Source organism: Roseovarius indicus, assembly GCF_008728195.1.
Lineage (GTDB): Bacteria > Pseudomonadota > Alphaproteobacteria > Rhodobacterales > Rhodobacteraceae > Roseovarius > Roseovarius indicus.
In genome coordinates this window covers 69,137-92,267 of sequence record NZ_CP031599.1, presented here as the reverse complement: position 1 = coordinate 92,267, position 23,131 = coordinate 69,137, and the positions used below count along the sequence as shown (strand labels likewise).

Sequence of the window (23,131 nt, the reverse complement as noted above, 5' to 3'; positions counted from 1 at the left end):
GGCTAGTGCCTATCGCCACCTCTCGATGATCAATGTGAGCGCCCGCCTAGAAAAACCGCCAGCAACTTCTTGACGAAACCGGACAGAACGGCCGCGGTTCGACGCAGCCAGGACGCGGGTTCTGGATCTTGAGAAGCGTGGCGCGCAATCTGCGCCTGCATGATCCTGGTTGCCTGAGCGCCCGAAAATGCCGGGAGCCACTGAACGTTTCCAGCGCGAATTACATAGTGGGACTTGCATGGCGCATCAAAGACGCCGACTGACGGTTGAATGGTGGCATATCCACCTTCATCCCAAACCCTGTGACTATCTGGAACGATAAGCGTGATGCGGTGGTTGCATCCGCATGCACAAAGTAGCCCTGCGAGTTCAAATTCCTCGGTGTGGTAGACGACGCCCTCCTCCATCTGTTTCGGGATCCGATCCACAAGCTGATAGCGAAACCTCATTCGACGAGCATCCTCCGATCGATCTCCAACGACGTGGTTTCCAAGACGCATGACATCGCCGCATCTTCGCGGTCGTAAATCCCAAAGTGCTGCTTGAAGCGAAGGACGGCCAGAGCTGCATTAAGTGCATTCAACTCGGCTATCTGACCTTGTCGGCGGTACTCGCCTTCTTTTGGGTCCTCACCTGGAAGGAAGACAGTGCCAGCCGTTTCTTCGTAAGCAGTGCGATCCACACCTGTCACTCTCACAACACCGTTCAAGCCTGTAGCTACTCGGTTCAAGCCCATTCCGCAGTCCACGAAGGGCACGCCGTTCGCACTGAGCCAGTCCGTTATTGTGATACGTGACGGGCCGTTGTCGATCGACACAAACACAAAATCCAATTCGCGAAGTTGCTCAATATTTTCCTTCGTAACCCGTTCCGGAATCGGTGTGATGCTCGAATGCCAATTTCCATACTGCTGCGCCAACGCGTCCACTTTTGGCGTTCCGATCGCGCGGGGAATAAAGCCCGGAAACCGAAAGATCGTATGAACATGTACCTTGTCGTCGTCAAAAAGAATGATCTCGGCGAGGTGGGTTCGCGCACTGAAATCCAGGATGTATGAGCCAGTGCCTCCGAGTCCAACGATCGCCACGCGTTTCCCTTCGAGCAGCCTCGACAAGTCGTTCATGTGATACCTGGCGGACAACGTATCTGGGAACTTTAGCGGGGTGCCTTGCTCTTTTGCCCGGACCTCGATTGCCTTTAGCGGCGTGGCCTCGGAATAGGCCGCCATGGCAGGCGCAGTGATCGTATCGACATAGGTGCGTAACTTCTCTTCAAACGAATGATAAGTCCGCATCTGACCTTTGTCGTCGAGCAACTTGTACGAGAAGGATTGGTCGGACTCGAACCCGTCCGCGACCCTCACCTTGCTTGCGCCGCCACCCAACCGAAGCTGACGTCGATTCTGGTCGTGCGGCCGGCTTCCTCGGAACCAAACCTGGTGATTTGAAGGAGGGTCAATGAGCCCGTCGTTTGAAAGATCGACCGGGCTGGCCAGATCGCCGTGCAGGAGTTTGCCGTCTTCTGCTAGGTAGGGCAAACCATAGACCAAGAGGTAGCCCCCGACAAAATCAAGGAGGTAGCCTTCGTCTTCCAGGTCCTGGATGAAGGGATTACGATTCGCCAGTTCCCGAAACTCTAAAACGCATGCCATCTTTCACCATCACCTCGTTGCCAGGCGCGAGCGTGCCGCTCACGTTTCCCGAATTTCCGCGCGAGTACTTGATTAGGTATTCGTTGGACCCGCTTCCTCCATCTGAGAGGTACAGCGCGACCACTTCCTCATAAGAAATCTTCTCTTTTGCCACTTCATGGTCGTCCTGATTGACCGTGATGTTGGCTGTCTTTTCGGGTTTCCCTGCCATGTCAGCTTTCCTCTTCATAAATTGTAACTGTGGCTATTCGCGTCGTGGCGAACGGAGGTCATTGCCGAGCCAGTGGACTAACACTGCTCAGCCCACCTACTTCTCCCGGACGGTGGTTTTCGGGTTCGCTTTGCCGTGCTTCGCGGTGACAAACCGGCCGCTAATGGCGCTGCGATAGCTTCCCCCGGTCGATCCGCTCTTCCCTGAAGCTTCCTTCACGGTTGTTCGCGGATGCGACTTACCGTACGCCTTCGTCACGTAGCGGCCTGAATTCGCGCTGCGGTAGCCGCCGCCTCCTTTACCTTTTCCTGCCATAACGTGCTCCTTTTCGTTGCATTTCGGCAAAATTGGACTAAGAGTGGCTCTGAGTCCCTATGTGGACTGTCTGCATTTGGACCACTATGGCCGTCAAGTCCAAACTTGGACAATAGGAGGATCAATGCAACCACACACAGGTTCTGCGCCCGAACACGGCGCGGACGCATTCAGGATTCCAGCTGTCATGGATGCTTTCGCCAAACTTGCCGAGGACTGGGAACTCTCGACCGATGAGCAGATCACGCTGCTCGGCTCACCAGGCCGATCCACATTTTTCAAATGGAAGAAATCCGGTGGCAATCTCCCGCACGACACGATCGAACGCATCTCCCACCTACTGGGTATCTACAAATCACTCCAGATCGTCCTGCCCGACCCTGCAGCGGCCGATGCCTGGGTCAAGAAGCCGAATACCTACTTCGACGATCGCAGCGCTCTCGACGTGATGCTCGAAGGGAACGTGGTGGATATCTACAAGGTGCGAGAATACCTCGATGCACAACGCGGCGGATGAGTTCAACGTCGAAGAGGTCAACGACGTCTTCTACATCCTAATTCCATCGCGGTTCCCACCGGTACCGCTCTACCGTCGCATCGCCGGCGGTTACGATGACGAGATTGCAGCGGTTGCCGAACTCCACAATCCCCGTGTGAAGGAGAAACAGAGGCTGGTCGGGCGATCCGGGGTCGACGTGGACGATACATCGCCGCGCTTCCAGAATTGGAACCATGCGCCTTTCGCGTATTCCAACCCGGAGGGTAGCTGGTTTTTTGGTCCACTCGTACGCTGTTTGGAGATGTCGCAAGACAAACAAACTGCGCTCGCGGTCTCTGTGGCAAAAAGGGAGCGCTTCCTTTTGCGGACGACGGAGGCTCCGATCGGCTTGGACATGAGGATGCTCAGTAGACGGGTCCGCGGGTCGTTTCTCGATGCCCAAGGTTTATCCACAGATCTCGCGCAGGACGAGCGTCGCGAGCTAGGCAAGAGGCTCTTTGATCGAGCAAGATCAGAGGAACTTTCTGGGGTTCTCTTTCGATCCCATGAACGTCCAAGCGGCACACGGATCTGTGTACTTGACGGCAACGTGCTTGAACGCGCTGTGCAGGGAGAGCACTTCCGATACACATGGGATGGTGAACGAGTTTCGTCTCTCTACACCTTCAACAGCTCCGGCAGCGACGAAGACAATCTAATCGACCCCCGAGATTTGAGCGGGTCCGTGGACATTCTGGCGGCGTAGTTTGCTGAAAATGACCAAACACGAGAACCAGTTGCAACTATGAAACGAATTGGAACAGATGGAATGTTCCTTACCCGAATTACGGGGCCTAAGGAGAGCGTGAGGGAAAGACGGTGATCACCGTCCCGTTTGTCATCAGAACGATCAGGCCCCGTTCAGCGCCGGTCATGTCGAGATAGGCACGCACCTGAGCCCGATAGTGATCAAGTGTTTCCTGGGTGGGATTCACGTCGCTCTTCCAGTCGATCACGACGGCTGGCTGACCTTCCGGACCAACCGTAAGCGCATCCGCGATGCCCGCCGTCGCAACCAGATCGGCATCCTCTTGCTGAAAGGTATAGACCGGAAATTCAGCGAGCAATGAGGGACGCAAGGCCGCCACCTCTGGCAAGGACAGCGTTCGCGTCACGCAACCGGCCAGTTCCTCAGGCGAAAGCCCGTTCGCCGGATCGGAGGAAGGCTCCTCGCCGAGCGCACGGATGAGGTCAGTGGCACGCGCGGTGAGCGCCTCGCCGGTCTCGTCGCATTCCCCTGTCAGGACTTCTTCGATGAGCTTGTGAAGGATCAGTCCACGCTCGCGTCCGCCCCGGACGGAGGCGGGCGTTTCTGCGTCTGGCGCCTGAGCATCAGCCGAACCGGCCCAAATGTCCGGTTCTTCTTCCTGAAGCACCGAACCGGTCGCGGTCTCGTCGCGGCTCGGCGCAAGCCAGGTGAGGTGCATCTGCCTTTTGGCAATCGCACCGGCCTCAGCGGCGAAACCCTCCCGTGTCTGATCGTTTGCGGCATCGCCTGTCACCGCGATCGGGTCGAGCGGCAGATGCGATACATCGAGGTGAGGAAGATCTGTCAGGGACAGGTCGACCAGGCCGATCCAGGCTGATTTCGAAGGCGTTGCGTCGAGCCGCGGAAAGACCAAGAGTTCCCGGGCGCGGGTTGCCGCGACATACCAGAGCCGCACCCGCTCGCGGTCCAGTTCATCCTTCTCTGCCTGCCGCGCCGCGTCGTAACCGGACGGAGGGACACCCAGAACCGGGCAGTAGAAGGTATCAGTCTGGCGATCGGTCACGGCGCTATCAGGCGCCATCACCCCAGTCATGGTGTTGATGGGGATGACGACCGGCCATTCAAGTCCTTTCGCGGCATGCATCGTGTAGAGGGCGATGGCTTCTTCCTGAGCATCAGGCCGGCCTTCCACCGCGCGGGCCTCATCCGCCCATGCCGCCGTCATTGCCTCGGAAAAGGCCCGCAGACCCCGTACCGCATAGCTGACGGCGAGGCTGAGATAGAGATCGACATTGGCAAGCGCTCGTTCTGCCTGACCGCGATGCCGCTCCAGAAGAACCGGGCGTACCCGAAGGACGTCGACGGCCTGCGAAAGAAGATCGTGTGGTGTCGTGCTGTTGGCGCGTTTCTGGAGCGCTTGCAGCCGCTCGATCACATCGCGCGCCAGCGGATGCACTATTGCCGCGGGGTCGACGCCGAGGTCGAGCCGCGGGACCCGGTCGGGTTCATCTTCCGAACGCGGAAGCGCCCAGACGATGTCCAGGAGTTCCTCTTCGCTGAGCCCGACAAGCGCGCCGCGCAGCAATGCGCCGAGCGCCAGCGTATCACGACGATCGGCGAGAACCCGCGTGATCGCGATAAGGTCCTGCACTTCCTGCCGGCGAAACAGACCTTTGCCGGCCTGGGTTGCGACCGGGATGCCCCGGCGCTCAAGGGCTTCTTCATAGCGCCAGAGTTCCGCGCCGGTCGGGGCGAGCAAGGCGATGTCGCCCGGCTGGCAGGGGCGTTGTGCACCGGCTTTGCGATCCTGGACCGGATGGCTGCCGATCAACCGTGCGCAAAGTTCAGCCACCGCTTCGGCTTCGGCGTCGCGTCGTTGCTCGGCACTGGCCTTGCCGTTCTCGTCAGCGACCGCGATATCGATCGCCGCGACGCAGACGCCGTCTTCCGGATCGTCGTGGAAGGGATCAAGCGCTGTGAAGCCGGGCTGGCCATCAGCCGACAGGACAGTCTCGAACCGTTCGTTGACGAAGGTGAGGATCGAGGCACAGGAACGGAAATTGGTCGAGATCGAGACGAGGCCGTCCGCGTCCTGTGTCGAGAAGGCCGTGCGGGCCTGGACGTAAGCGCCGACATCCGCGCCGCGGAAGCGATAGATTGCCTGCTTGGGGTCGCCAACCAAGAAGAGTGCGCCCGGCCGAATCCGGAAACGCGTCCAGTCCTGTGGATCATCACCGGGATCACCGCATAGACGCCAGAAGATTTCGGCCTGGAGCGGGTCGGTGTCCTGAAACTCGTCGACCAAGACCTTTGAATACCTCTGGCCGAGCGCCCGTCGCACAGTTTCATGGTCGCGCAACAGGTCGCGCGCGGCGTAGATGAGATCGTCAAAATCGAGCTGGGCGCTGGCGCGCTTGTGCTCACGATAGCGCGCAAGGATTGTGCGTGCTTCGTCGATCAATGTCGTAAGGACCTGGCCGGAAACCGCCTGGAGCAGTGCGGCCCATGCGGCACAGCACGCTTCGTACAAACCGCTGGCCGTATCGTTCAGCCTGTCGCCGTCTGCCTTGGACAGCCCTGCCTGCTTTGCCGCTGCCGCCCATTTGCCCTTCTTGCGGTAGGCGTAAAAGCTGCCCGTCCCGGTCGTAAGGTCGGGATGCGGGCGTGCAACCAGCAACCTGACGAGCCCGGCGGGCGTGGAACCATCTGCAACCGATGGAAGGGCAGCCGCCATTTCAGAAAAGCGCACGGCGAAGACCTCCGTTTCCGGCTCATCAACGCCGGCGCATTGCACAAAGGCCGAAAGTTCGTCGGCCGCCTGCTGGAAGGCTTGCAGGTGACCTGCAAAGGGCATCGCCTGCGGTGCGACCAGTTTCCTCGACCGCCGGAGGGCTTCGGCGATCTTGTGCATCAGAGCGACGGTCTCTCCCGGGTTATGCAGCACCATCTCGGCGAGGACGCCGCCCTGATCGCCAGACAATCGTTCGCGCAGCCAGCCGTCGACGATTTCGAGGAAGTTGAGATCGGCCTGGTTGCGGTCGATAACCGCTGCGCCCGGATCGATATCCGCTTCCGCCGGGTAGGGCTTGATCAATCGCTGGCAGAAGCCGTGGATGGTCGAGCAAGTGATTTCGTCGATCGCCGTGCTGGCCGACATCAGATTCTCGCGCTGTGCCGCAGACAGTCCCTCCGGCAGGCCGGCGCGGAGCTCCGGTGCAATATGGCCGGCGGCGAGATCTTCGACGAAATCCCGAACCCGCAGGAGGAGCTCGCTGGCCGCCAGTTCGGTAAACGTGACTGCCGCGATGGAACTTGGCGCGACACCCTGCGCCAGTGTGACAGCGATCCTGCCGGCCATCACGGCGGTCTTGCCCGATCCCGCGCCGGCCTCAACCAGAATGGATCGGTCGTGACGGCTGATCGCGTCATGCCGGGCGCCATCATCATTCAGAACTTTCACGCTGCTCATCATTCCGCCTCCCAGATCGGCGCGACCTCGCTGAGCCGCTCGGTCGAGGCGGCTTGTTTGCGTTTGCAGTAGGTGGCGCCTGCGTTTGCCGGCAGGGCAAAGGCGAGATCGTCGTAGTCGCCTCCGGTATCCGGCCCGGGCAGTGCCGCGCCGCTGGCCAATGCGGTTCTCGCCGCCCGCAGATATGCCTTGATTTCCGCCAGGACGATGTCCGGCTCGTCGAGCTGGAGATCAAGCGGTTCACGCGGATAGAGCAGCGAGGCGCTAATCGCGATGTGGTCGCCCAGGAGCGCCTTGACGGCGAAGGCATAAAGGCAACGCTGAAGCTCTCGGCCGCCGTTCACTCGTATGTCGCCTTTGGGCGGCTTGCCGGTCTTGTAGTCGCGCACGAGTGCCCGGCTGCCGTCATCAGCGATGTCGAGCCGGTCGATATAGCCGGCAATGTGAAATCCGGTGTCGGGGATGATCACCGGCACACTGGCGTCCCAGGGCAATGCCGCCTCCGACTTGGGCTCGGACCCGCCGAACGGGACTTCGCCAAAGGATCGGCTGCCCGGCAAATGATCATTGCCATAGGCAAGCGCCTGTCCGGCAACAGCGCGCGCGTCCCCAAGCGTGCGGCCCCAGATAACAGCGGGCGGAACGGGCCGCTCGGTTTCCCACTCGGCAGCCACGGCACCAGCGGCTTCGTCTACCGCAGCCTGAATGGCAGCCACGTCTGCCAACGCCAGGCCGCCCGTCGCTTCGAGGTTTCGCAGGGCGCAGTCGAGCACCAGATGGATGAGGTCGCCGGTTTGCAGGGCGTCAAGCACGAGCGGCTCGACGCTGCCTTGCGGGGATTTCCAACCGAGAGCGTAGCGCCAGAGGAAATTGAGGGGACTGCGCAGCAGTGTTTTGAGCGAGCTCGCCGATTGGGTCCGCTCGAGGATCGCGAGAACCAAGGGATGATCGGACCTGACCAGGCCATCATGAGCTGTCACATCGGCCATGCGCCAATCGCGCCAGCAGGAACGCGCACTCAATGCCTGGGGATCGGCGGCGAATTCCTGCGGCCGCGCCATCAGCCGGTCGGTTTCACTGAAGGCATGGGCGGGAACGGCGTTGCGCCGCAGATAGGCATCCTCGTCATAGGTGGCGAAGACGGGGCTGCGACCCAGCAGTCTGCCGTCGCTGTCGCGTCGGGCGCGGGAGAGGACGACGTCGCTGCCCGTGGTGGCGAGGATTGTATCAAAGTCACGGCGATCTGCCAGATTGACGGGAAGCGGGTCGAGCTCGCCCGTTGGAATGATGTGGTCCGGGATCAGCCGGTCTTCGGCGATCCCGCGTGGCCAGCGGGAGGAATTGAGACCGATCAGCCGAGCGAAGCGTCGCGGCGACGCGGCGAGGGCGCTGGCCGGCATCCAGGCCACGGAGACGGAGGCCTCGAGCCCGTCATCCTGTTTCAGTGATTCCAGCGTGCTGTCGATCGCGCCGGCGGGCCCTGCCAGAAGGGCTTTGCGCCAGATGGACAATGCCCGGCCCATAAGGAAGGCTTCGCCGATCTCCTGTACCGCGTCCGGTCCTTTTGCCAGCAGATCGACCGCAGCACGCAGCACTGGGGCGTGATCCATGCCGTCAGGCCAGTCGTCCGGTGCGAGGCGCGCCAGCAGTTGGTTCCAGGCGGACTGCGTTGACAGGGGTGCATCGCTTGGAAGGATGCGCATCCAGCCATCGGGAAGGGAAGCCAGAGGTGCAGAAGCGCGGCACAGGGCGGCGAGACGGCGCAAGCGCGACTGCGAAAGCCCGCGCACGACGATGTCGGCGAGTGCCGCTGCCGCTTGTCCGTCACGTGTGGTGACGGCCGGGACGCCATGAACGAAATGCAAATCGATATTGGCATCGGCGCGCAACGCGAGAAAGTGATCGTCGTAGTCGGCTGGCGACGCGGTGGCGATTGCAATGTCGGCGGGCGATACGCCCGACGCGAGCAGCGACCGAACCCAACGCAGTGTCTCGACTGCCTCATGGTAAGCGGTCGCGGCGCTGACGGATCGAATGGCCGGCTCCTCAGCGTCGCCTCGAGCGACAGCAACGCCGCTTTCCTTGAGCCATGCCGGGACAGGGCGAGGACCTGACGTCCATTGCATGGGGATGTGCTCGGCGAGCGCCTTCAGCAGAGGCCGCCAGCAGGGAGACAGTTCGGTCAGTCCGACGATTTCCATCGAGCCGAATATGGCGGGCGCATGGGTGATCCGGCTGATGGCTGCGGCGACAATATCGACCGGACGCATCATTCCGCCCGGAAGTTCGGTGAGAACAGCGGCCTCCAGGCGAGCGATGGCTTCAAGTCTTGGATGATCAGCTGACCGGGAGGCAAGATCGATACCGGCCCGCCACGCCTTGTGCAGTGTGTCGGCGGCCGCGCCGATCATGCCCGGCAGCATCTTGATATCTTCCAGTTCGCCCATCGGTGTTTCAGGGAGGACCGTCTGGATCGCCGCGCGCAGGCTTTCTTCGTCGATTGCGCGGGCGAAACCGCCCGCGAGCCGCACCGCGGCTTGTTCGAATGACATGATCTGGAGGCCATGTTGACCGCTGCGGGCTGCCACAAGGCGGGCCTCCCGCATTGCGTGTCGTCCATAGACAATAAGCGTGGACCGGCACATTGTGGACATCTTTAAGTTCCTTTTTGAAGAATAGTTTTGACCAAATCGGGAAGTGCTTGTGTCGAAAGCTTTGAGGATTCAGCGTCCCGAACCAAAAGTTCGATAGTAAGAAATTGATGGAACTTCTCTGATATCAGATTGCCTGCGCCTGCGAACAAATCGACGGGTGCGCCAGATCGAATATCTTCCAGCGCCGATCGAAGATCGGGCGTTTCGTCCCCGGCCTCTACGATCAGAAACCCGTCATGCTGTTCGACCGAAAACCCCTTGCTTCTCATTGCTAGCGCGAGGGTTGATGTCTTCACCGTCCCGACCCGCGTCGCAATGACTGATGTATGCTCGCCAATGCTGTGCATGTTATTGGCCCTAAACCCCAGCTGTTCATAGTGAGCACGCGCTTCCTCGAGCATCATCAAAGAGACTGTGTCCATGTAAAGTGGGCTGGAATCCCCCTCGAGCACGGCGAACAGTCGGTCAATTACCTTGTCATGAATGTCCCCTGTATCGCCGCCGAAGACTGGAGGCACACCAGCCTTCGCGGGCTTGACGACGATGACCTTTTCACGATCATGGATTTCTTGAACAACCCAACGTCGCCCGGAGAATATTAATAGCATCCCAGGAGCAAGAACATTGTCGATTGGCAAGGTTCCAAGATCCCGCCCCTCTGCGACCAACCGGAATTCCTCAGGCGTCTGGAACACCGCATAGAAGCTGTAATGCTCGACCAGCTTTTCGCCTGTCGGTCCCAAGAGTAACAGCCCACTTGCGGCCTGTTCGATCAAGCCGGTTTCAGGATGACCGATCGCACGCAAAACATCTGCGAATACTTCGGTTGTGACCTTCCGAAAGGGGCCTTCGCGGCAGAGCACATTGTAGACCACGCTTGCAGACGCACCGCCGCGCTGCGCTATGACTGACAGTATCTGATGAATGAGCGTCGAGAGATGAAGCGCTTGGGGTTTTGGAGGTTCGCACCAGCCTTCCAGCAGCAGGTCTATCATCGCGATGGACCTGATCAGGCCGAGGCGAAGACGATCCACGAAACTGCTCTCCGGCGTCAACTTGGCTTCGACAGCGTACTGCCTGAGAATGGCCGGCTGTCCTTCACGGCGGCCTGATCGGCCAAGCCGTTGTCGCAACGCCGCGACGCTGAATGGCGCACCGATTTGAGCCACACAGGTCACGTCACCGATGTCGATTCCCAGCTCAAGCGTCGACGTGCAAACGGCTGTCGTCGGTTTCGCAGGGTCCTTCAAGCGCCGCTCAACGAAGTCACGGTGTTCTCGGGAGAGGCTCGCGTGGTGGGGATAGAATTCCTGTGGCAGGTGCTCCCGTTCGCAAAGCTCCCGCAACCGATCTGCGTAAATCTCGACCCGTTGGCGCGCTCCGGCGAAGACCAGGTTATCGCTGCCTCGAAGATGCTTGAACAGATGGGCTGATATCGCGTCCGTTGCGGATGGGCTGTTTTCATCTTCATCGCCGGAAAGGTAACCGCGAAGCTGAAGCTTCAATTCAGCCTCGCCGCCATCTGCTTCGATCAGCTGGACAGCGTTTGCGGCGTCAGGGCGAAGATAAGCCTTGGCGAGGTCCATGTCGCCCAGAGTAGCTGACAGACCTACCCGACGTATTGGGCGCTTTATCGCGAGCTCGAGCCTCGTGAGCAGTGAACGAAGCTGGACCCCGCGTTCGCTATCAAGAACCGTGTGCAGCTCGTCGATCACGACCGCCCGCGTGGCCCCAAACAGGCGTGCAATTTCCAAACCGCGACGAATGAAAAGCGCCTCAAGGGACTCTGGGGTTATCAGAAGGATCCCTTTTGGAGATTTCAACGCGCGCGTCTTGATCGATTGCGAGACATCCCCGTGCCAGGGAACAACTGGAAGCTCTGCTTCCTGGCAGATGCCCTCCAGCCGCATGGCCTGGTCCGTGATCAAGGCTTTCAGCGGACCGATGTAGAGCAGGTCGAAACCGGTGCCGCCCGACGCCTCGTCAAGCACCTGTGAAATTAACGGCAGGAACGCCGCCTCGGTCTTTCCGCCCGCCGTGGACGCCGCAACGATCAAATCGGCGTTGGTCTCGTAGATCGTCCGGATGGATCGCGCCTGGATGTCGCGAAGTTGGCGCCATCCTTTCTGGCGTATCCATTTCTGCACAGGCCTCGCCAGTTTGTCGAACGCACTGCTCATCGGCGTCAGAGCTTGAAGCTGATCAGATCGTCGTCACCGGGGTCTTGGGCGCCAGTCGACTCGTCGACCTCAGTCAGGTCTTCGCCGAGGTCTTCGGAGACTTCGGTTTTTTCGATCAGATCGCTCCACTCGACACCGGGGTTTTGCTCGAGCACGGAAAGCAGGTTCACGAAGGCCGTCACCGTATTGCGCGGGGTGCGGAAGTAAGCTTCACCGATCCGGTCCGAACAATGCGCCATGAAGGCCTCGAGCGCGTCGTCCGGCAGAGCTCCGGCATCGTCCTGCATGATCCGCCGCACATTGGCCAGAAGAACGAAGAGATCTTCAGGGGTCAGGCTGGCCAGCCGGACAACCGGTCCTGAAAGGTCGACCAATCCGTCTCGCGCGAAGGTGTTCTCGGCCAAACGCGATTGAAGGGCTTCGTAGCTATAGAGCCCTCGACGGGTGTTCATCAGAAACTCCGGGGTTCCACCCATAAGGAATCCGAGGTTCTCGGCGCTACCCTGCAGCACATCGTTCAGGATCCGGAGGATCTGTTCGTAGTTTGCATTGCGGGCCTGCGACGAAGTGAGCTTATAGAGGTTCACCATCTCGTCGAGGCCGACCAGCAATCCTTTATACCCGGCCTCGCACACAAATGCCGACATCAGCTTCAGATGTTCATAGACACTGGCGTCGTCGATGATCGTTCGCACACCAAGCGCCTTGCGCGCGTCGGTGCGTGTCGCGAACTCGCCGCGCAGCCATCTCAGGGCTGCGGATTTCAACTCGTCGTCGCCGGTCTCATGGCCTTCCCAATATCGACGGATGACTTCGGCGAACTCAAACCCTCCGGTAAGTTCTTCAAAGTGGCCAAGGCGTTCACGAATGACGGTCCCCGTGGGCAAATCCCGTTCTTCAGCATCTCGGTGAGCCTGGCTGACAAACCGTTCCACCACGCTGGCCAATGCCCCGCCATCGGGCTTTGTCCGCGTCGAGAGGTTTCGGGCCATCTCGGCATACAGCCCCCGAGCTTGTCCGCCGGTCGCGTGAATGCGCCGATCTGGCGCCAGATCCGCGAACATTACGACCAGACCTTTCTCCAGAGCCACGAGGCGGATCAGGTTCATGAAGAACGTCTTGCCCGATCCGTATTCCCCGATGATGAACCGGATCGCCGATCCGCCATCGGATATCCGGTCCATGTCCTTGACGAGCTCCTCAATCTCTCGGACGCGGCCAACCTGAATATGGCGCAAACCAAGCTTGGGCACGACCCCGGCCCGAAGCGCTTGTACGATTTCATCGCGTTCGCGTGGTTTCAACTTAGACATCCCTGCCCTCCGCACTCATCTTTTCTTTTACCGCCTCCGCAATTTCCAGAGACACGTCATATCCATCATACTCGTCGAGCAGCGCTTCGTCGTGGGTCTCAAAAGCCCATTCATTCACGACTTCCAAAGCTCCGGACGCCATCAAGCCTTGCGAGGCGCAGATCGTCTCGAACTCGGTCTCAGACCAATGCTCCCGAGTCAGCAGTTCGAGGACGAGGGCGCCGTGTTTCGGGTCAAGCCCCGCCAGCTGGCTTTGGCTGGCGGGCCCGGACGCACCACGTTCTTCCTCTTCGACGTCGAAAATCTGCCCCAGGACGGACGACACACGCTCAGTGTCCGAACGGATTGCTGCGATCCGCGACGCGTCGAGTTTGGGTCCGCTGGCTTTTTCAAGCTCGGGTATCGCTTCGCCCGGGCGACCTGGTTGCGAGGCACGAACGGTGCGCGGACCATCCGCAACTTCACCAGCATGCAGGTCAGAGTAGGCAAGCGCGGGATCAAGTCCCAAAGCCTTATAGACCTTCTCAATGCTTGCGACTTCGTCGGAGTGAATAATGCCATCGGCATGTGCTGCACCAACCAGCGCTGCCCGCATGGCCGCCTGGTTGTCTTGGCCCACCTCCTTCAGTTTCCGCCGCAGAAGTGCCATGTCCGGTGGCACGGCCAGGAACCATTCAAGGTTTGCACGAAGCCTGCGGCGTTCCTGATCGCTGAGGGCCGCGGCAGAAACTTGATTTTCCAGCGCCCTGCGTTCAGGCTCCGCGATGCGACCATCAGCGTGGGCGACGAACGACCCAAGTGCCAATTCGATCAAGGCGCTTCTATAGCTGTCGGAAACTTCCTCCAGTCTTTCGATGGGTTCACCCAGACGAAACAGCACAACGGGCTCCTCCGCCTTGGGCGACCGGAGCGCAAACCGAGGGTCGGGCGCCAGACCGAAACCGAGGCGCGCGAGCGCGTCGGCGGCTCCTGTCATTTGCCGTTTTCCGATCTTCTCATTCGTTTCTCCCTCCAGTCGTCCGATCACCTCCTCAAGCGGCACCAATCCCCCCCGATCGACGATATCGCTTGCCCAAGATTTCAAGTGGTCCATTTCCTCTGATGGGAAGGCATCCCACAGTTCAGAAGGCAGCAAGGCATGCGCTTCAACGCTTCCGCGACCATCAGGATTTCGGCCCAGGAAGCGACTGAGCTTGTCGAGATCGTTCATCACCTCGTCAGCCAACTCCTGGGCAATCTCGACCGGTTTGCGCAGACCGGAAATATCCGGGACCGGCTTCCCGTCCACAGTTGGGCTGGCGGACCCCTGAAACTCGCTCGAGGCTGCCCTATAAGAAGCCGTGAGTGATTTCCGGGGTTTGGTCACTTTGAGCCCATCAGGAAAACGCCGATCAAACCGCATACGGAAAAGAGCGACGAACTCGTCACGGCACCGCGTCGCGGGAGTTCTCAGATTTGTTTCCGGATGGCAGATGAACCAACTCAGCAACCAGTCAGCTGTCAGGTTCTCGCCTTTGTCGATCCGAGCTCCGATTGCGTATTTGAGTGAGAACGGAAGTTCCCAGCCCTGCTTCTCGAACATCGGCTCGATAGCGTCGAGGTCGGTTTCGGCAAGCATCGCAATGTCGAGGAACTCCCCCAAATAACGCCTGACAGAGTGGTCTGTCAGGGTAAAGTGACTGCAGCCGCCGAACTTCCTGGACTATATCCTTGGCATCTTCGTTGGACTGATCGACGAAGAAGCGACGCTCCAGCCCGTAGAAGTACAGGAACATGTAGCCGGGGTTGTAGGAGGCGTCGTTGCGCCCGCTGGCCAACCAGTCGAGGTAGGTCGCCCGGCACCGAAGTGAGATATCCGAGTATCCGGGCCAGTAGGGCATACCTTCACCAGCTTTGTCGGCTCCAGAGCGCGCGACAGACAGGGATGGATCGATATAGGCTCGGCACTTGTCACGATACCCGTAGGTGTTCAGCAAGGGAGGCGTGCCGACATAGACCATCCCGCCGATGTTGCGGCCGGCGACGCTAGCTGTTTCGTTAGACCGGACCCACCCGCTTTTCGATGATCGGGCCGATGCGCTCGATGCCACTCGCGAGGGCTGGTTTCGTTCTGCGGCCGCTGCAAGTGCCGGCGCCGCAGACTTTCCAGCCCGAACGATTTCAGCGTAGTCCTGCTTTGGTGGGGAATAAGCCTGAACGGCAGCCGGCTCTTTGGACGCGATGGCTTCGCGAGTTCGTTCGCGCTCACGCTCGATACGCTTGTCGTAGGCACTTGGGCGCGGCACCGGCTCAGGTCGGGGGTGTAGGTTTTCAGAACTCCCCTCAGCTTGCGCCTTTGCAGCGACTTTCCGCGATCTCCGTTTTTCTTGCCACCAGACCAGAATGACGGGAACACCAAATGCAAACAACATCTGGCCGCCAATCGGCCAACCCTGAAGCATTGTGGTCACCACGACCATGCATAAGAAAAAATATAGGACGAGAAAGAATGTAATTCGGAAAAACTTGATTATTGAAGACATTATCGGAACCCTCTCCGAACCACACTATTTTGCACAGCCATCTTTGCAACGACTAACGTCATGGTTGAAGCACTTCCCATGCTTTATGCTTGATTGGGCCGATGGCCACATACATCTGTTCGCACCGTTGAGGGCACACCCTCGCCCCAGTGACCGTAACCGGAACGGCCAAGATGAAGCGTTGCCACGACCATGCGACGGCTGGTCGGGCTGGCTCCGAAGGAGACTGCACTGCCAGCGGCACGTCGCAGGGAGAGGCGGCGTTTCAGCTCGGGGAGGGCGGCTGCGTGCAGCCGACCGAGTAGGGCGCGGTCCTGACCAAAGGGCAGGAGGGGCCAATGTTCCCCTTGAATGCTTCAGCTTAAGAATCAAAAATTACTTCAACGGCAGGGCCATTGAGACAGGCGGAACACACTTTGATTGAGCTGAAAATCGAACTTTCTGGCATCAAACCACCCATCTGGCGCCGTATCCTCGTGCCGAATGACATCAGCTTGGACATCCTGCATTCTGTTCTCCAGGGCGCTATGCCTTGGCAGGACTATCATCTGCATGAGTTCGAGATTGGCGAAGACAGGTTCGAGGCCCGCGACGAACGTGACGACAGCTGGGACCCAAACGATGGCCGGAAGGACGAAAAGAAGTTTGCTCTTGGAGAGCTGGTCAAGAAAGGCAGTCAGTTCACATACACTTATGATTTTGGAGATGGCTGGCGGCATCTCGTCACCGTTGAGAAGATTAGCAAACCGACCGGAAGTCCAGATCTGGACTTTCCCGCCTGTGTTGCCGGAGAGCGAGCCTGCCCGCCAGAGGACTGTGGAGGACCCTACTCTTACGAAGAGTTTCTCGACGCGCTGACCGACAAACACCACCCGGAACATCGCGATACAAAGCAATGGGCGGGCGCGTTCGAACCGGAAGTGTTCAGCGTGCAGCAAGCCAATGCTGCCGTCGGTGCGATGTTTGTATGGGCAAAAGAACGCCACAATCGAAAGTGAAACCTGACTCTGGTTTGGCGCAGCGGCTTCGACAGGGGCACATAGCTTCAACTGTTCGATCCGAATGGCCGGATGTCTTCTCAGCCCTCCGAGGGCATCCACGCCCTGCTTTGCTGGTGAGCTTCAGAGCTGACAACCACCAGTCTCTTTGAAAATTCCAGAATTTGTCGATCCTTGACGGACTATCTCACAGGTTATCACAGAAACAAGTGGCGACATCTTTAAAAATACATCATTATGTCGCCCATGAGTGGACAAGAACACGAAAAACTAAAGAGCCTTCTTGAGGCTGTCCCCGCGGGGTTCCTCGTGGACTCCGCCTGGCTTGAGCACCACGGGATAGGCCGGCGTTCGTCCTACGCCTATGTCCAACGCGGCTGGCTAGAACGCCTAGGACGCGGAGTGTTCCGCCGCCCCTCACCAAGCAGCGCCACCACAAACACGCTCGACTGGAAGACCTGCCTGCTCTCGCTCCAGCACATCATGCACTACCCTGTCCATACCGGGGGGGCGACGGCATTGGGCCAGCAAGGCTATGCGCACTATCTCTCACTCGGCGACAAGAGCACGGTCTGGCTCTACGGCTCAAAAATCCCCAACTGGCTCGAAAAACTGCCGCTCAACGCCGAATTCCGCACACGCGGCGTATCGCTGTTCTCCGATCCAGAGTTGGGTGTCAATGACGCACGAAAAAATCTCAACGAGACAGCATCGTCCCTGCCATGGGACTGGAAACTGGTGATGTCCTCGCCGGAACGCGCGATCTTAGAGGCGCTGGACGAGTTGCCGGATCAGGAGAGCTTTCACAACCTCGACATGGTGTTCGAAAGCCTGACGACGTTGCGCCCAAGAACCCTCTCGGCACTGCTCAGAAGTTGCAAGAAGATCAAGGTCAAACGCCTGTTCTTCGTGTTTGCCGACCGCCACGACCATGCCTGGCGCAAGCGTCTCGATCCGGAAGAGTTCGACCTCGGCAGCGGGGATCGCGCATTGGTCAAAGGCGGCAAGATACATCCGCGCTACAGGATCATGGTGCCCGAAGAGTTTGTAAGAAAGGAACGTGGTGATGGCGCGTGAAGACTATGCCGCCCAAGTGGCCCTGCTCGTGCGGGTACTTCCCTATGTGGCGAAGGAGGAGATATTTGCGCTCAAGGGCGGGACGGCCATCAACCTCTTCTATCGCGACCTGCCACGCCTGTCGGTCGATATCGACCTAACCTATCTGCCTGTCAAAGACCGCGCCGAAAGCCTTGTCGAGATCAGCGACGCGATGGACCGGATTGCCGCCGCCATCGAAGGCGGCATCACCGGTGCCAAAGCGCAGCGCATTGCGGGCGGTGGCGGTGGCGCCACGCGCGCGCTCGCACGCCTCGGCGCAGCCGAAATCAAAATCGAAACCTCTCCCGTTACCCGGGGCGTCGTGCATGATCCGGAACAACGCGAAGTTTCCGAAGCCGTCGAGGAGGAGTTCGGATATGCGACGATGAACATCGTCTCCTTCGAGGATTTATTCGGAGGCAAGCTGCATGCGGCCATCGATCGCCAGCACCCGCGAGACCTCTACGACGTCAAACTGCTCTACGAGAACGAAGGGTTTACCGACACGTTGTTCCGTACTTTTCTGATCTACGTCGCGAGTTCACCCCGCCCGCCGCACGAACTTCTGAACCCAAACCTGATCGATCTGGATCAGCCCTATGCCCGGGAATTCGAGGGCATGACGAAGGGAGCGGTCGACCTTGCGGAATTGGTCTCAACGCGCGACCGCCTGATCAGTGATATCCAATCCCGCTTGGATGAGGGCGCGAAGAGGTTTCTGACAACCCTGCATGACGGCGATCCGGACTTCGACGCGATCGACCGCCCTCAAGCGGCCGAGCTTCCAGCGGTCCGATGGAAGCTCATCAACGTGAACAAGCTGAAAGCAGAAAACCCCAAGAAGCATTCCGCCCAAGGGGAAGAGCTGGAGAAGCTCCTCGGCTGAAGATTGATCAGAGATGACTGATTTCGAGAACGACCCCGACTACGAAGAATGCCTTGTGACCGTTTTTGATGTCCTCGGTTTCAGGAACCTACTGCACACGCGAAGCGGTGCAGAGATCAGGGACCTGCTTTCGATGTTTCGCAGGGTCTCCGAAGGGGATGCCACGTCACTGACCCGTTCCGATGAAATGCGGATGATCAGCGAAGTCCATGCCGAGATTGTGTCTGATGCGATCGTCAAAACCAGAACCCTTGAAACTCAGTACCAGGCCGGCCCCTTGGTCTGGGAGCTCATCGATCTGCTGCACATCCAGATCGAATGCGTGGCAAATGGCATATTGGTGCGCGGCGCGATGACGATCGGCCCCATGCATCTCGGCATCGATTTCAGTGGTCCGGTGTTTGGGCCTGCCCTCGTTCAGGCTTATTTCATGGAAGAAGGCGAGGGGGAGTGGGCAAAACCTGGGGGTCACGCGGCTCTTTGGTACGCGCCGGTTAGCCGACCGTCGAGAACCGCGGCGCGGACAACGGCCACGCGGTGGGCTCCCTTGGGCGACCATCTCATGCGGCGGCGCTTGCCCATGCGGGTGTTCCCGATGTCGTCCACGCAGCCCTCTGCCCGGGACGAAGAAATCGGAAGACCCGCGCGGTACCGCCGACCATAGTCGGTCAGGCTGTCCATGTTGTTTGCAAGGTATGAGTACAGATCGCGGCACCGGGCTTGCACTCGCCGGGCCGCATCAGTCGCCACGCGGTCATCTGTAGCCAGCCGCGTGCAATCGACCATCAACCATTGGAGACTGGTCGTGGCCGTTAGAACTTTTCCATGCCAAAGGTACCATCGCAGCGTTTCGGCGGGACGTTTGAACAGCACTGGAATGCCGGAGAAGCCCCTGCTCTGCAGCAGGCCCTTTACGGCGTTCTCAACGTGCTGAATGCGCATCGAGATATGCCACCAGTCGAGAATGTGGCGAACCTTTCCACCGACGGCGACGCGCACGAGGTTCGGCAGGGCGGGTTCCCCGTCCGAAATCACCGTGACGGTTTGTTTGTGATCCCAACCGAGAGCCCTCAAGTCCTGGCGAAGCTGGCTGGCAGGTGACAGGACTGCCTGCTGAACAAGGCCGAAGCGGCGGCACTTGTCGTGGCTTTCGATCTTGCCAACCACAACATCGAGGTGTCGCTTCTGGTATTCCGGTCGGCATCGGATATGCGCACCGTCCAGGAAAACCGTCAACGCAGACGCCTCTTCGGCGGCCGAAGGAATTACAGGCTGAGTCTGCTCGCTGTCGCAGATCTCCCGGGAGACTTTGCCCAGACGATTGCGCACCGATGTATTCACCTGCTTCGCGCAAGGCAGGAAGGTTTCCAGGATTCGTGCCGCTTCCCGGAAGGAATGCCGTGCCCCAAGTTCGGCCTGAAGGCGTTGCAGTTCCGGAGTCGACCGGTCCGGAAAAAAATGAGCGAGTGGCGAAAGCGGTCCGCCCAGGACGTCGTCGGATTTTGTATCGCAGGCGCAGCGACGAATGCGCGGCGCCTTGACCTGGAACCTGCCGAAGAGGGTGTCGAGCACCCGAGGCCGATAATCATGTATGGCTCGGACCTCGTCGCAGTCAGGACATATTCTGCTGGCTTCGGAAACTTCCTCGATCTGGTCGAGCAGGATCGCATTCTGTAATTGCCCCAGGATCGTCTTCGCATCTTCGAGTAACAACCCGAACCCCTCAGGCTGCGTGCGTCGAAACGGGCGGGACAAACGGCCGAGAGGATGCCTCTTTGTGGTTCCGTTCTCAAAGGTCGTCTCGACTATAATCCGCACGTCCATGGCAGTTCCCCTCTCAATGAACCACCAACATACACAGACACCCCCAGGTTTTGCCCACTCCCCCGGATATTACACCTCTCTCGAGGCACCTTCGCGTCTGTCAGTGGCGCTTTGCCTGACACAGGCGGTGGCCCTCAAGGAGGAACTTCTTGCGGAATTGGCGTGCGATGTTCCTTGGCCGGCACAGGGCAAACCGCACAGCATCCACGTCGATAACGGTCGCGATTTCCGGTCGCGCGCCTTTCGGTCGGCCTGTGCGGATTGGGGGATCGATCTGGTCTATCGACCGCCAGCAAGTCCTCACTTCGGTGGTCACATCGAACGGTTGATCGGCACCATGATGGGGGCCGTTCACCTGTTGCCGGGAACAACGCAATCCTCGATCGCGGCAAAGGGCGACTATGACGCCGAAAGCAAGGCCACGATGACGTTGAGCGAATTCGATCGCTGGTTTGCTCTGGAAATCTGCCGTTACAACAACAGCATTCATTCAAGTCTTGGCTGCACGCCCGTTGCCAAATGGGAGGCGCTCTCAGAGCAAATGACAGGCGACATCCCCTTCGAGATGGAAGCCTTTCAGGTGAGCTTCCTGCCGAGTGAACTGCGCAAGATCAGGCGTGACGGCATCCATCTGTTCCAGATAAGGTACTGGTCCGATGCCCTTGCAGGCCACATTGGGCGCGGGGATGGAAAGGTGGTCGTTCGCTACGATCCTCGCGATATCTCAATGATCTGGGTCGAACTGGACGATGGCCGGTATGTTGAGGCGCGGTACAGAAACCTGGAAATTCCGCCCGTCTCGCTCTGGGAATATCGCGAAGCGATGAGGAAGGCCCGTGCCCTTGGCAAGTCCGGGTCTAATGAGCTGGTGCTGGCTGAGCTGATCCGACAGCAACGCCAGATCGAAGCTGAAAGCCGGGGCCTGACGAAGGCCGAACGCAGAACCCGTGAAAGAAAAGGGACATTGAAGGGCACGAACTCGGCCGTCTCGACAACCGAAGGGCTGCGCCCGATCGATACGGGTGATACATCGCGCCCATTGTTCAAGGTGGAGAGATGGTGAATTGAGGGCAGGGACAACTGAAGAAGACGGCCGGATCGCCCTCATTCAATCGGATATCTGGATCGGCTTTCCTCGGGCGGAACAGGTGTTGGACCGCTTGCAGGGCATGATCGAAGCGCCACGACAAACCCGTATGCCTGGGCTTCTTGTGCATGGCGCCTCCGGGATCGGAAAGACGATGATTGCCCGAAACCTGTCGCGCAAGTACGCACCAGAATACGATCCGGCGTCGGGCATCACCCGCACACCGCTTCTGCTGTTGCAAGCGCCGCCCGCACCTGATGAACGGCGGTTTTACCTGCACATCCTGGCCGCCGTCGGCGCCCCGGCGACGGCTCTTAGCGCCCGCGCTCAAAATGTGGCTTCCCTCGAAGTCCGTGTCATCGCGCTCTTACGCGACCTTGGCCTGCGGATGATCATGATCGACGAGGTCCACAATCTCTTGGCCGGGACCCACCGCGAACAGCGCCGATTTCTCAATGTCCTGCGGTATCTCAGCAATGAACTCGAGGTGTCACTGGTCTGCCTTGGGGTCAGCGAGGCCGTCGATGCTATTCGCGGTGATATCCAGCTTGCCCGACGGCTGGACGAACATCATCTGCCAAACTGGCGCGACGATGCCGAGTTCTCGGACATGATCCAGACCCTTATTGCTGCCATGCCACTGGAAAAGAAGTCCAACCTGAAGGTCAAATCTCTCAAGCAGGTCTTGGCACTGACCGGTGGGGTGACCTCGCGCATCTTCGCTCTGGTCAAGGATCTTTCCATCGACGCCATTATCACAGGCGAGGAATGCATCACCGATGACGCAATCGCAAAATGGACGCCGGTTTGGTCGCGCCATGCGAACCCCCATCGGCGGCTCCAGAAGTCCCGGGTGTGAAGCCGCACCCGCTGCCCAAGACTGTCGCGCCGCTGCCAGACGAGTTGTTGTCAGGTTGGTTGTCTCGGCTGGCGGCGGCCAACTACTGTGATGATGCGGAACTACTGGCTCATCTCAGAATCGATACCGCGCATGGCACCGCCTTGGACTTCAACGTCGACGCGGCTGCGGCGGCGAAGATTGCCAACGCCGCACGGGTTAACCCAGATGTTGTTCGATCTTTGACCTTTCCGGCAATGACGCCACGAGAAGCCTCGCTGACGGCTCAGATGCCATTCCAGCATTGCATGCAATGCGCCAGAGAGGGTCTTTCGCTCAGGCATTGGAGGCGGGCCTGGGCATTTGACTGCCAAGTTTGCGGGACGAGACTTGTGCAGACCCTTGGCAAACTCCGTGAGGAACAAATATCTGGAAAACTGATATACCGAGCGCGCCGCGGGGCAGAGATGCTTGAGTGCGCCGCGCGCTCGCGCGGCCCCAAGCAACTTCGGCGCGCAATGCGCGCAGTCACCTTTGCCATGTCACTCAAAACCTTCCGCGGGGATCCGTCGTTCGCTGTCCAGAACCCCAGATCGGAAGTTAGGCTGTTCTGCCTCGCCGCAATCGCCGCCGCTCGATCTCATCCCTTGGCTAAGGCAGCCATCGTCAGCAAAAGCATCGACGACTATGCAAGGGTTGCTCTCTTGCGCGCCTTCGAGAAGGAGCCTCGATTGCTTGCCGCGGTTGATCACATCGCGCAAAGGTGCGCGAGAAACAGGGGCCCCATGACAGCCGTATCTCACAATTAAGGGCAAAAATTGTCGCCAAACGCGTCGCG

Annotated in this window: 19 protein-coding genes and 1 pseudogene; 8 read left to right on the top strand and 12 right to left on the bottom strand. The window is 59.4% G+C overall.

The genetic code is table 11. The features are described 5' to 3' along the window. Window positions 1-29 precede the first annotated feature (29 nt). The 4 genes from RIdsm_RS26760 to RIdsm_RS26745 form a co-directional block, all read right to left on the bottom strand. Complete coding sequence (locus RIdsm_RS26760) at window positions 30-449, bottom strand: ubiquitination-like system serine protease family protein (RefSeq protein WP_057821795.1); 420 nt, start codon at window positions 447-449, stop codon at window positions 30-32. Then, entirely contained in the window at window positions 446-1,651 is a 1,206-nt protein-coding gene (locus RIdsm_RS26755; protein ID WP_057821797.1) for a ThiF family adenylyltransferase, read from the bottom strand. The genes RIdsm_RS26760 and RIdsm_RS26755 overlap by 4 nt, the downstream gene beginning before the upstream one ends. Next, window positions 1,611-1,862: a multiubiquitin domain-containing protein gene (locus RIdsm_RS26750; RefSeq protein WP_074940809.1), complete on the bottom strand. Its 252-nt coding sequence runs from the start codon at window positions 1,860-1,862 to the stop codon at window positions 1,611-1,613. Before RIdsm_RS26750 ends, RIdsm_RS26755 begins: the two co-directional genes overlap by 41 nt. A gap of 96 nt (window positions 1,863-1,958) precedes the next feature. Beyond that, the gene (locus tag RIdsm_RS26745) at window positions 1,959-2,177 is read right to left on the bottom strand and encodes a hypothetical protein (RefSeq protein ID WP_074940807.1); all 219 of its coding nucleotides are present in this window, start codon (window positions 2,175-2,177) and stop codon (window positions 1,959-1,961) included. Between the two features lie 124 nt (window positions 2,178-2,301). Here RIdsm_RS26745 and RIdsm_RS26740 point away from each other — a divergent pair, with 124 nt between their 5' ends. Both RIdsm_RS26740 and RIdsm_RS26735 read left to right on the top strand, forming a co-directional pair. Continuing rightward, window positions 2,302-2,694, top strand: coding sequence for an antitoxin Xre/MbcA/ParS toxin-binding domain-containing protein (locus tag RIdsm_RS26740; RefSeq protein ID WP_057821799.1), 393 nt, complete (start codon window positions 2,302-2,304; stop codon window positions 2,692-2,694). After that, a complete protein-coding gene (locus tag RIdsm_RS26735) occupies window positions 2,675-3,421 on the top strand; it encodes an RES family NAD+ phosphorylase (protein WP_057821802.1) in 747 nt (248 codons plus the stop codon). Before RIdsm_RS26740 ends, RIdsm_RS26735 begins: the two co-directional genes overlap by 20 nt. Window positions 3,422-3,509: 88 nt before the next feature. Here the strand turns inward: RIdsm_RS26735 and RIdsm_RS26730 are convergent, their stop codons facing one another. The 6 genes and pseudogenes from RIdsm_RS26730 to RIdsm_RS30810 all read right to left on the bottom strand — a co-directional run. After that, the gene (locus RIdsm_RS26730) at window positions 3,510-6,896 is read right to left on the bottom strand and encodes a UvrD-helicase domain-containing protein (protein ID WP_057821804.1); all 3,387 of its coding nucleotides are present in this window, start codon (window positions 6,894-6,896) and stop codon (window positions 3,510-3,512) included. Next, window positions 6,893-9,547, bottom strand: a complete 2,655-nt coding sequence (locus tag RIdsm_RS26725; RefSeq protein WP_057821806.1) for a PD-(D/E)XK nuclease family protein — start codon at window positions 9,545-9,547, stop codon at window positions 6,893-6,895. The genes RIdsm_RS26730 and RIdsm_RS26725 overlap by 4 nt, the downstream gene beginning before the upstream one ends. Before the next feature lie 2 nt (window positions 9,548-9,549). Further along, window positions 9,550-11,727, bottom strand: a complete 2,178-nt coding sequence (locus RIdsm_RS26720; protein WP_074940805.1) for a DEAD/DEAH box helicase — start codon at window positions 11,725-11,727, stop codon at window positions 9,550-9,552. 5 nt (window positions 11,728-11,732) lie between these two features. Further along, entirely contained in the window at window positions 11,733-13,040 is a 1,308-nt protein-coding gene (locus RIdsm_RS26715; RefSeq protein ID WP_074940803.1) for an ATP-binding protein, read from the bottom strand. After that, the gene (locus RIdsm_RS30815; RefSeq protein WP_276509282.1) at window positions 13,033-14,658 is read right to left on the bottom strand and encodes a tellurite resistance TerB family protein; all 1,626 of its coding nucleotides are present in this window, start codon (window positions 14,656-14,658) and stop codon (window positions 13,033-13,035) included. The genes RIdsm_RS26715 and RIdsm_RS30815 overlap by 8 nt, the downstream gene beginning before the upstream one ends. Window positions 14,659-14,767: 109 nt before the next feature. Next, window positions 14,768-15,040 (bottom strand): annotated as a pseudogene (locus tag RIdsm_RS30810) (TerB N-terminal domain-containing protein); the annotation flags it as partial. A gap of 938 nt (window positions 15,041-15,978) precedes the next feature. Between RIdsm_RS30810 and RIdsm_RS26705 the strand changes: the two are divergent. The 3 genes from RIdsm_RS26705 (at window position 15,979) to RIdsm_RS26695 (ending at window position 18,544) form a co-directional block, all read left to right on the top strand. Further along, window positions 15,979-16,560, top strand: a complete 582-nt coding sequence (locus tag RIdsm_RS26705) for a plasmid pRiA4b ORF-3 family protein (protein WP_236553434.1) — start codon at window positions 15,979-15,981, stop codon at window positions 16,558-16,560. Window positions 16,561-16,806: 246 nt separating this feature from the next. Continuing rightward, window positions 16,807-17,637 (top strand): type IV toxin-antitoxin system AbiEi family antitoxin domain-containing protein, encoded by an 831-nt coding sequence (locus RIdsm_RS26700; protein WP_057822070.1) that lies wholly within the window; start codon window positions 16,807-16,809, stop codon window positions 17,635-17,637. Next, on the top strand, window positions 17,627-18,544 hold the full coding sequence (locus RIdsm_RS26695; RefSeq protein WP_057822068.1) for a nucleotidyl transferase AbiEii/AbiGii toxin family protein: 918 nt from the start codon (window positions 17,627-17,629) through the stop codon (window positions 18,542-18,544). Before RIdsm_RS26700 ends, RIdsm_RS26695 begins: the two co-directional genes overlap by 11 nt. 166 nt (window positions 18,545-18,710) lie before the next feature. On the opposite strand, the gene RIdsm_RS26690 is transcribed toward RIdsm_RS26695, so the two are convergent. Continuing rightward, complete coding sequence (locus tag RIdsm_RS26690; protein WP_074940799.1) at window positions 18,711-19,016, bottom strand: hypothetical protein; 306 nt, start codon at window positions 19,014-19,016, stop codon at window positions 18,711-18,713. Then, window positions 19,013-20,368 (bottom strand): ISKra4 family transposase, encoded by a 1,356-nt coding sequence (locus RIdsm_RS26685; protein ID WP_151175245.1) that lies wholly within the window; start codon window positions 20,366-20,368, stop codon window positions 19,013-19,015. The genes RIdsm_RS26690 and RIdsm_RS26685 overlap by 4 nt, the downstream gene beginning before the upstream one ends. Before the next feature lie 127 nt (window positions 20,369-20,495). On the opposite strand from RIdsm_RS26685, the gene RIdsm_RS26680 reads away from it, so the two are divergent. From RIdsm_RS26680 to RIdsm_RS26670, 3 genes are read left to right on the top strand one after another with little or no spacing between them, the layout of a single operon-like run. Continuing rightward, a complete protein-coding gene (locus RIdsm_RS26680) occupies window positions 20,496-21,431 on the top strand; it encodes a Mu transposase C-terminal domain-containing protein (protein ID WP_244955868.1) in 936 nt (311 codons plus the stop codon). Window position 21,432: 1 nt separating this feature from the next. Then, window positions 21,433-22,314 carry a TniB family NTP-binding protein gene (locus tag RIdsm_RS26675; RefSeq protein ID WP_038147410.1) on the top strand — a complete coding sequence of 294 codons (882 nt, stop codon included), beginning with the start codon at window positions 21,433-21,435 and terminating at the stop codon, window positions 22,312-22,314. Next, window positions 22,311-23,102, top strand: a complete 792-nt coding sequence (locus RIdsm_RS26670) for a TniQ family protein (RefSeq protein WP_038147409.1) — start codon at window positions 22,311-22,313, stop codon at window positions 23,100-23,102. Before RIdsm_RS26675 ends, RIdsm_RS26670 begins: the two co-directional genes overlap by 4 nt. Window positions 23,103-23,131 lie beyond the last annotated feature (29 nt).

Coding starts and splice junctions, on each gene's coding strand:
- RIdsm_RS26755 (WP_057821797.1), bottom strand. CDS start 1,651: ATGGCATGCGTTTTAGAGTTTCGGGAACTGGCGAATCGTAATCCCTTC.
- RIdsm_RS26715 (WP_074940803.1), bottom strand. CDS start 13,040: ATGTCTAAGTTGAAACCACGCGAACGCGATGAAATCGTACAAGCGCTT.
- RIdsm_RS26750 (WP_074940809.1), bottom strand. CDS start 1,862: ATGGCAGGGAAACCCGAAAAGACAGCCAACATCACGGTCAATCAGGAC.
- RIdsm_RS26745 (WP_074940807.1), bottom strand. CDS start 2,177: ATGGCAGGAAAAGGTAAAGGAGGCGGCGGCTACCGCAGCGCGAATTCA.
- RIdsm_RS26695 (WP_057822068.1), top strand. CDS start 17,627: ATGGCGCGTGAAGACTATGCCGCCCAAGTGGCCCTGCTCGTGCGGGTA.
- RIdsm_RS26725 (WP_057821806.1), bottom strand. CDS start 9,547: ATGTCCACAATGTGCCGGTCCACGCTTATTGTCTATGGACGACACGCA.
- RIdsm_RS26700 (WP_057822070.1), top strand. CDS start 16,807: ATGAGTGGACAAGAACACGAAAAACTAAAGAGCCTTCTTGAGGCTGTC.
- RIdsm_RS26760 (WP_057821795.1), bottom strand. CDS start 449: ATGAGGTTTCGCTATCAGCTTGTGGATCGGATCCCGAAACAGATGGAG.
- RIdsm_RS26735 (WP_057821802.1), top strand. CDS start 2,675: ATGCACAACGCGGCGGATGAGTTCAACGTCGAAGAGGTCAACGACGTC.
- RIdsm_RS26730 (WP_057821804.1), bottom strand. CDS start 6,896: ATGATGAGCAGCGTGAAAGTTCTGAATGATGATGGCGCCCGGCATGAC.
- RIdsm_RS26685 (WP_151175245.1), bottom strand. CDS start 20,368: ATGGACGTGCGGATTATAGTCGAGACGACCTTTGAGAACGGAACCACA.
- RIdsm_RS30815 (WP_276509282.1), bottom strand. CDS start 14,658: ATGCTTGCCGAAACCGACCTCGACGCTATCGAGCCGATGTTCGAGAAG.
- RIdsm_RS26720 (WP_074940805.1), bottom strand. CDS start 11,727: ATGAGCAGTGCGTTCGACAAACTGGCGAGGCCTGTGCAGAAATGGATA.
- RIdsm_RS26740 (WP_057821799.1), top strand. CDS start 2,302: ATGCAACCACACACAGGTTCTGCGCCCGAACACGGCGCGGACGCATTC.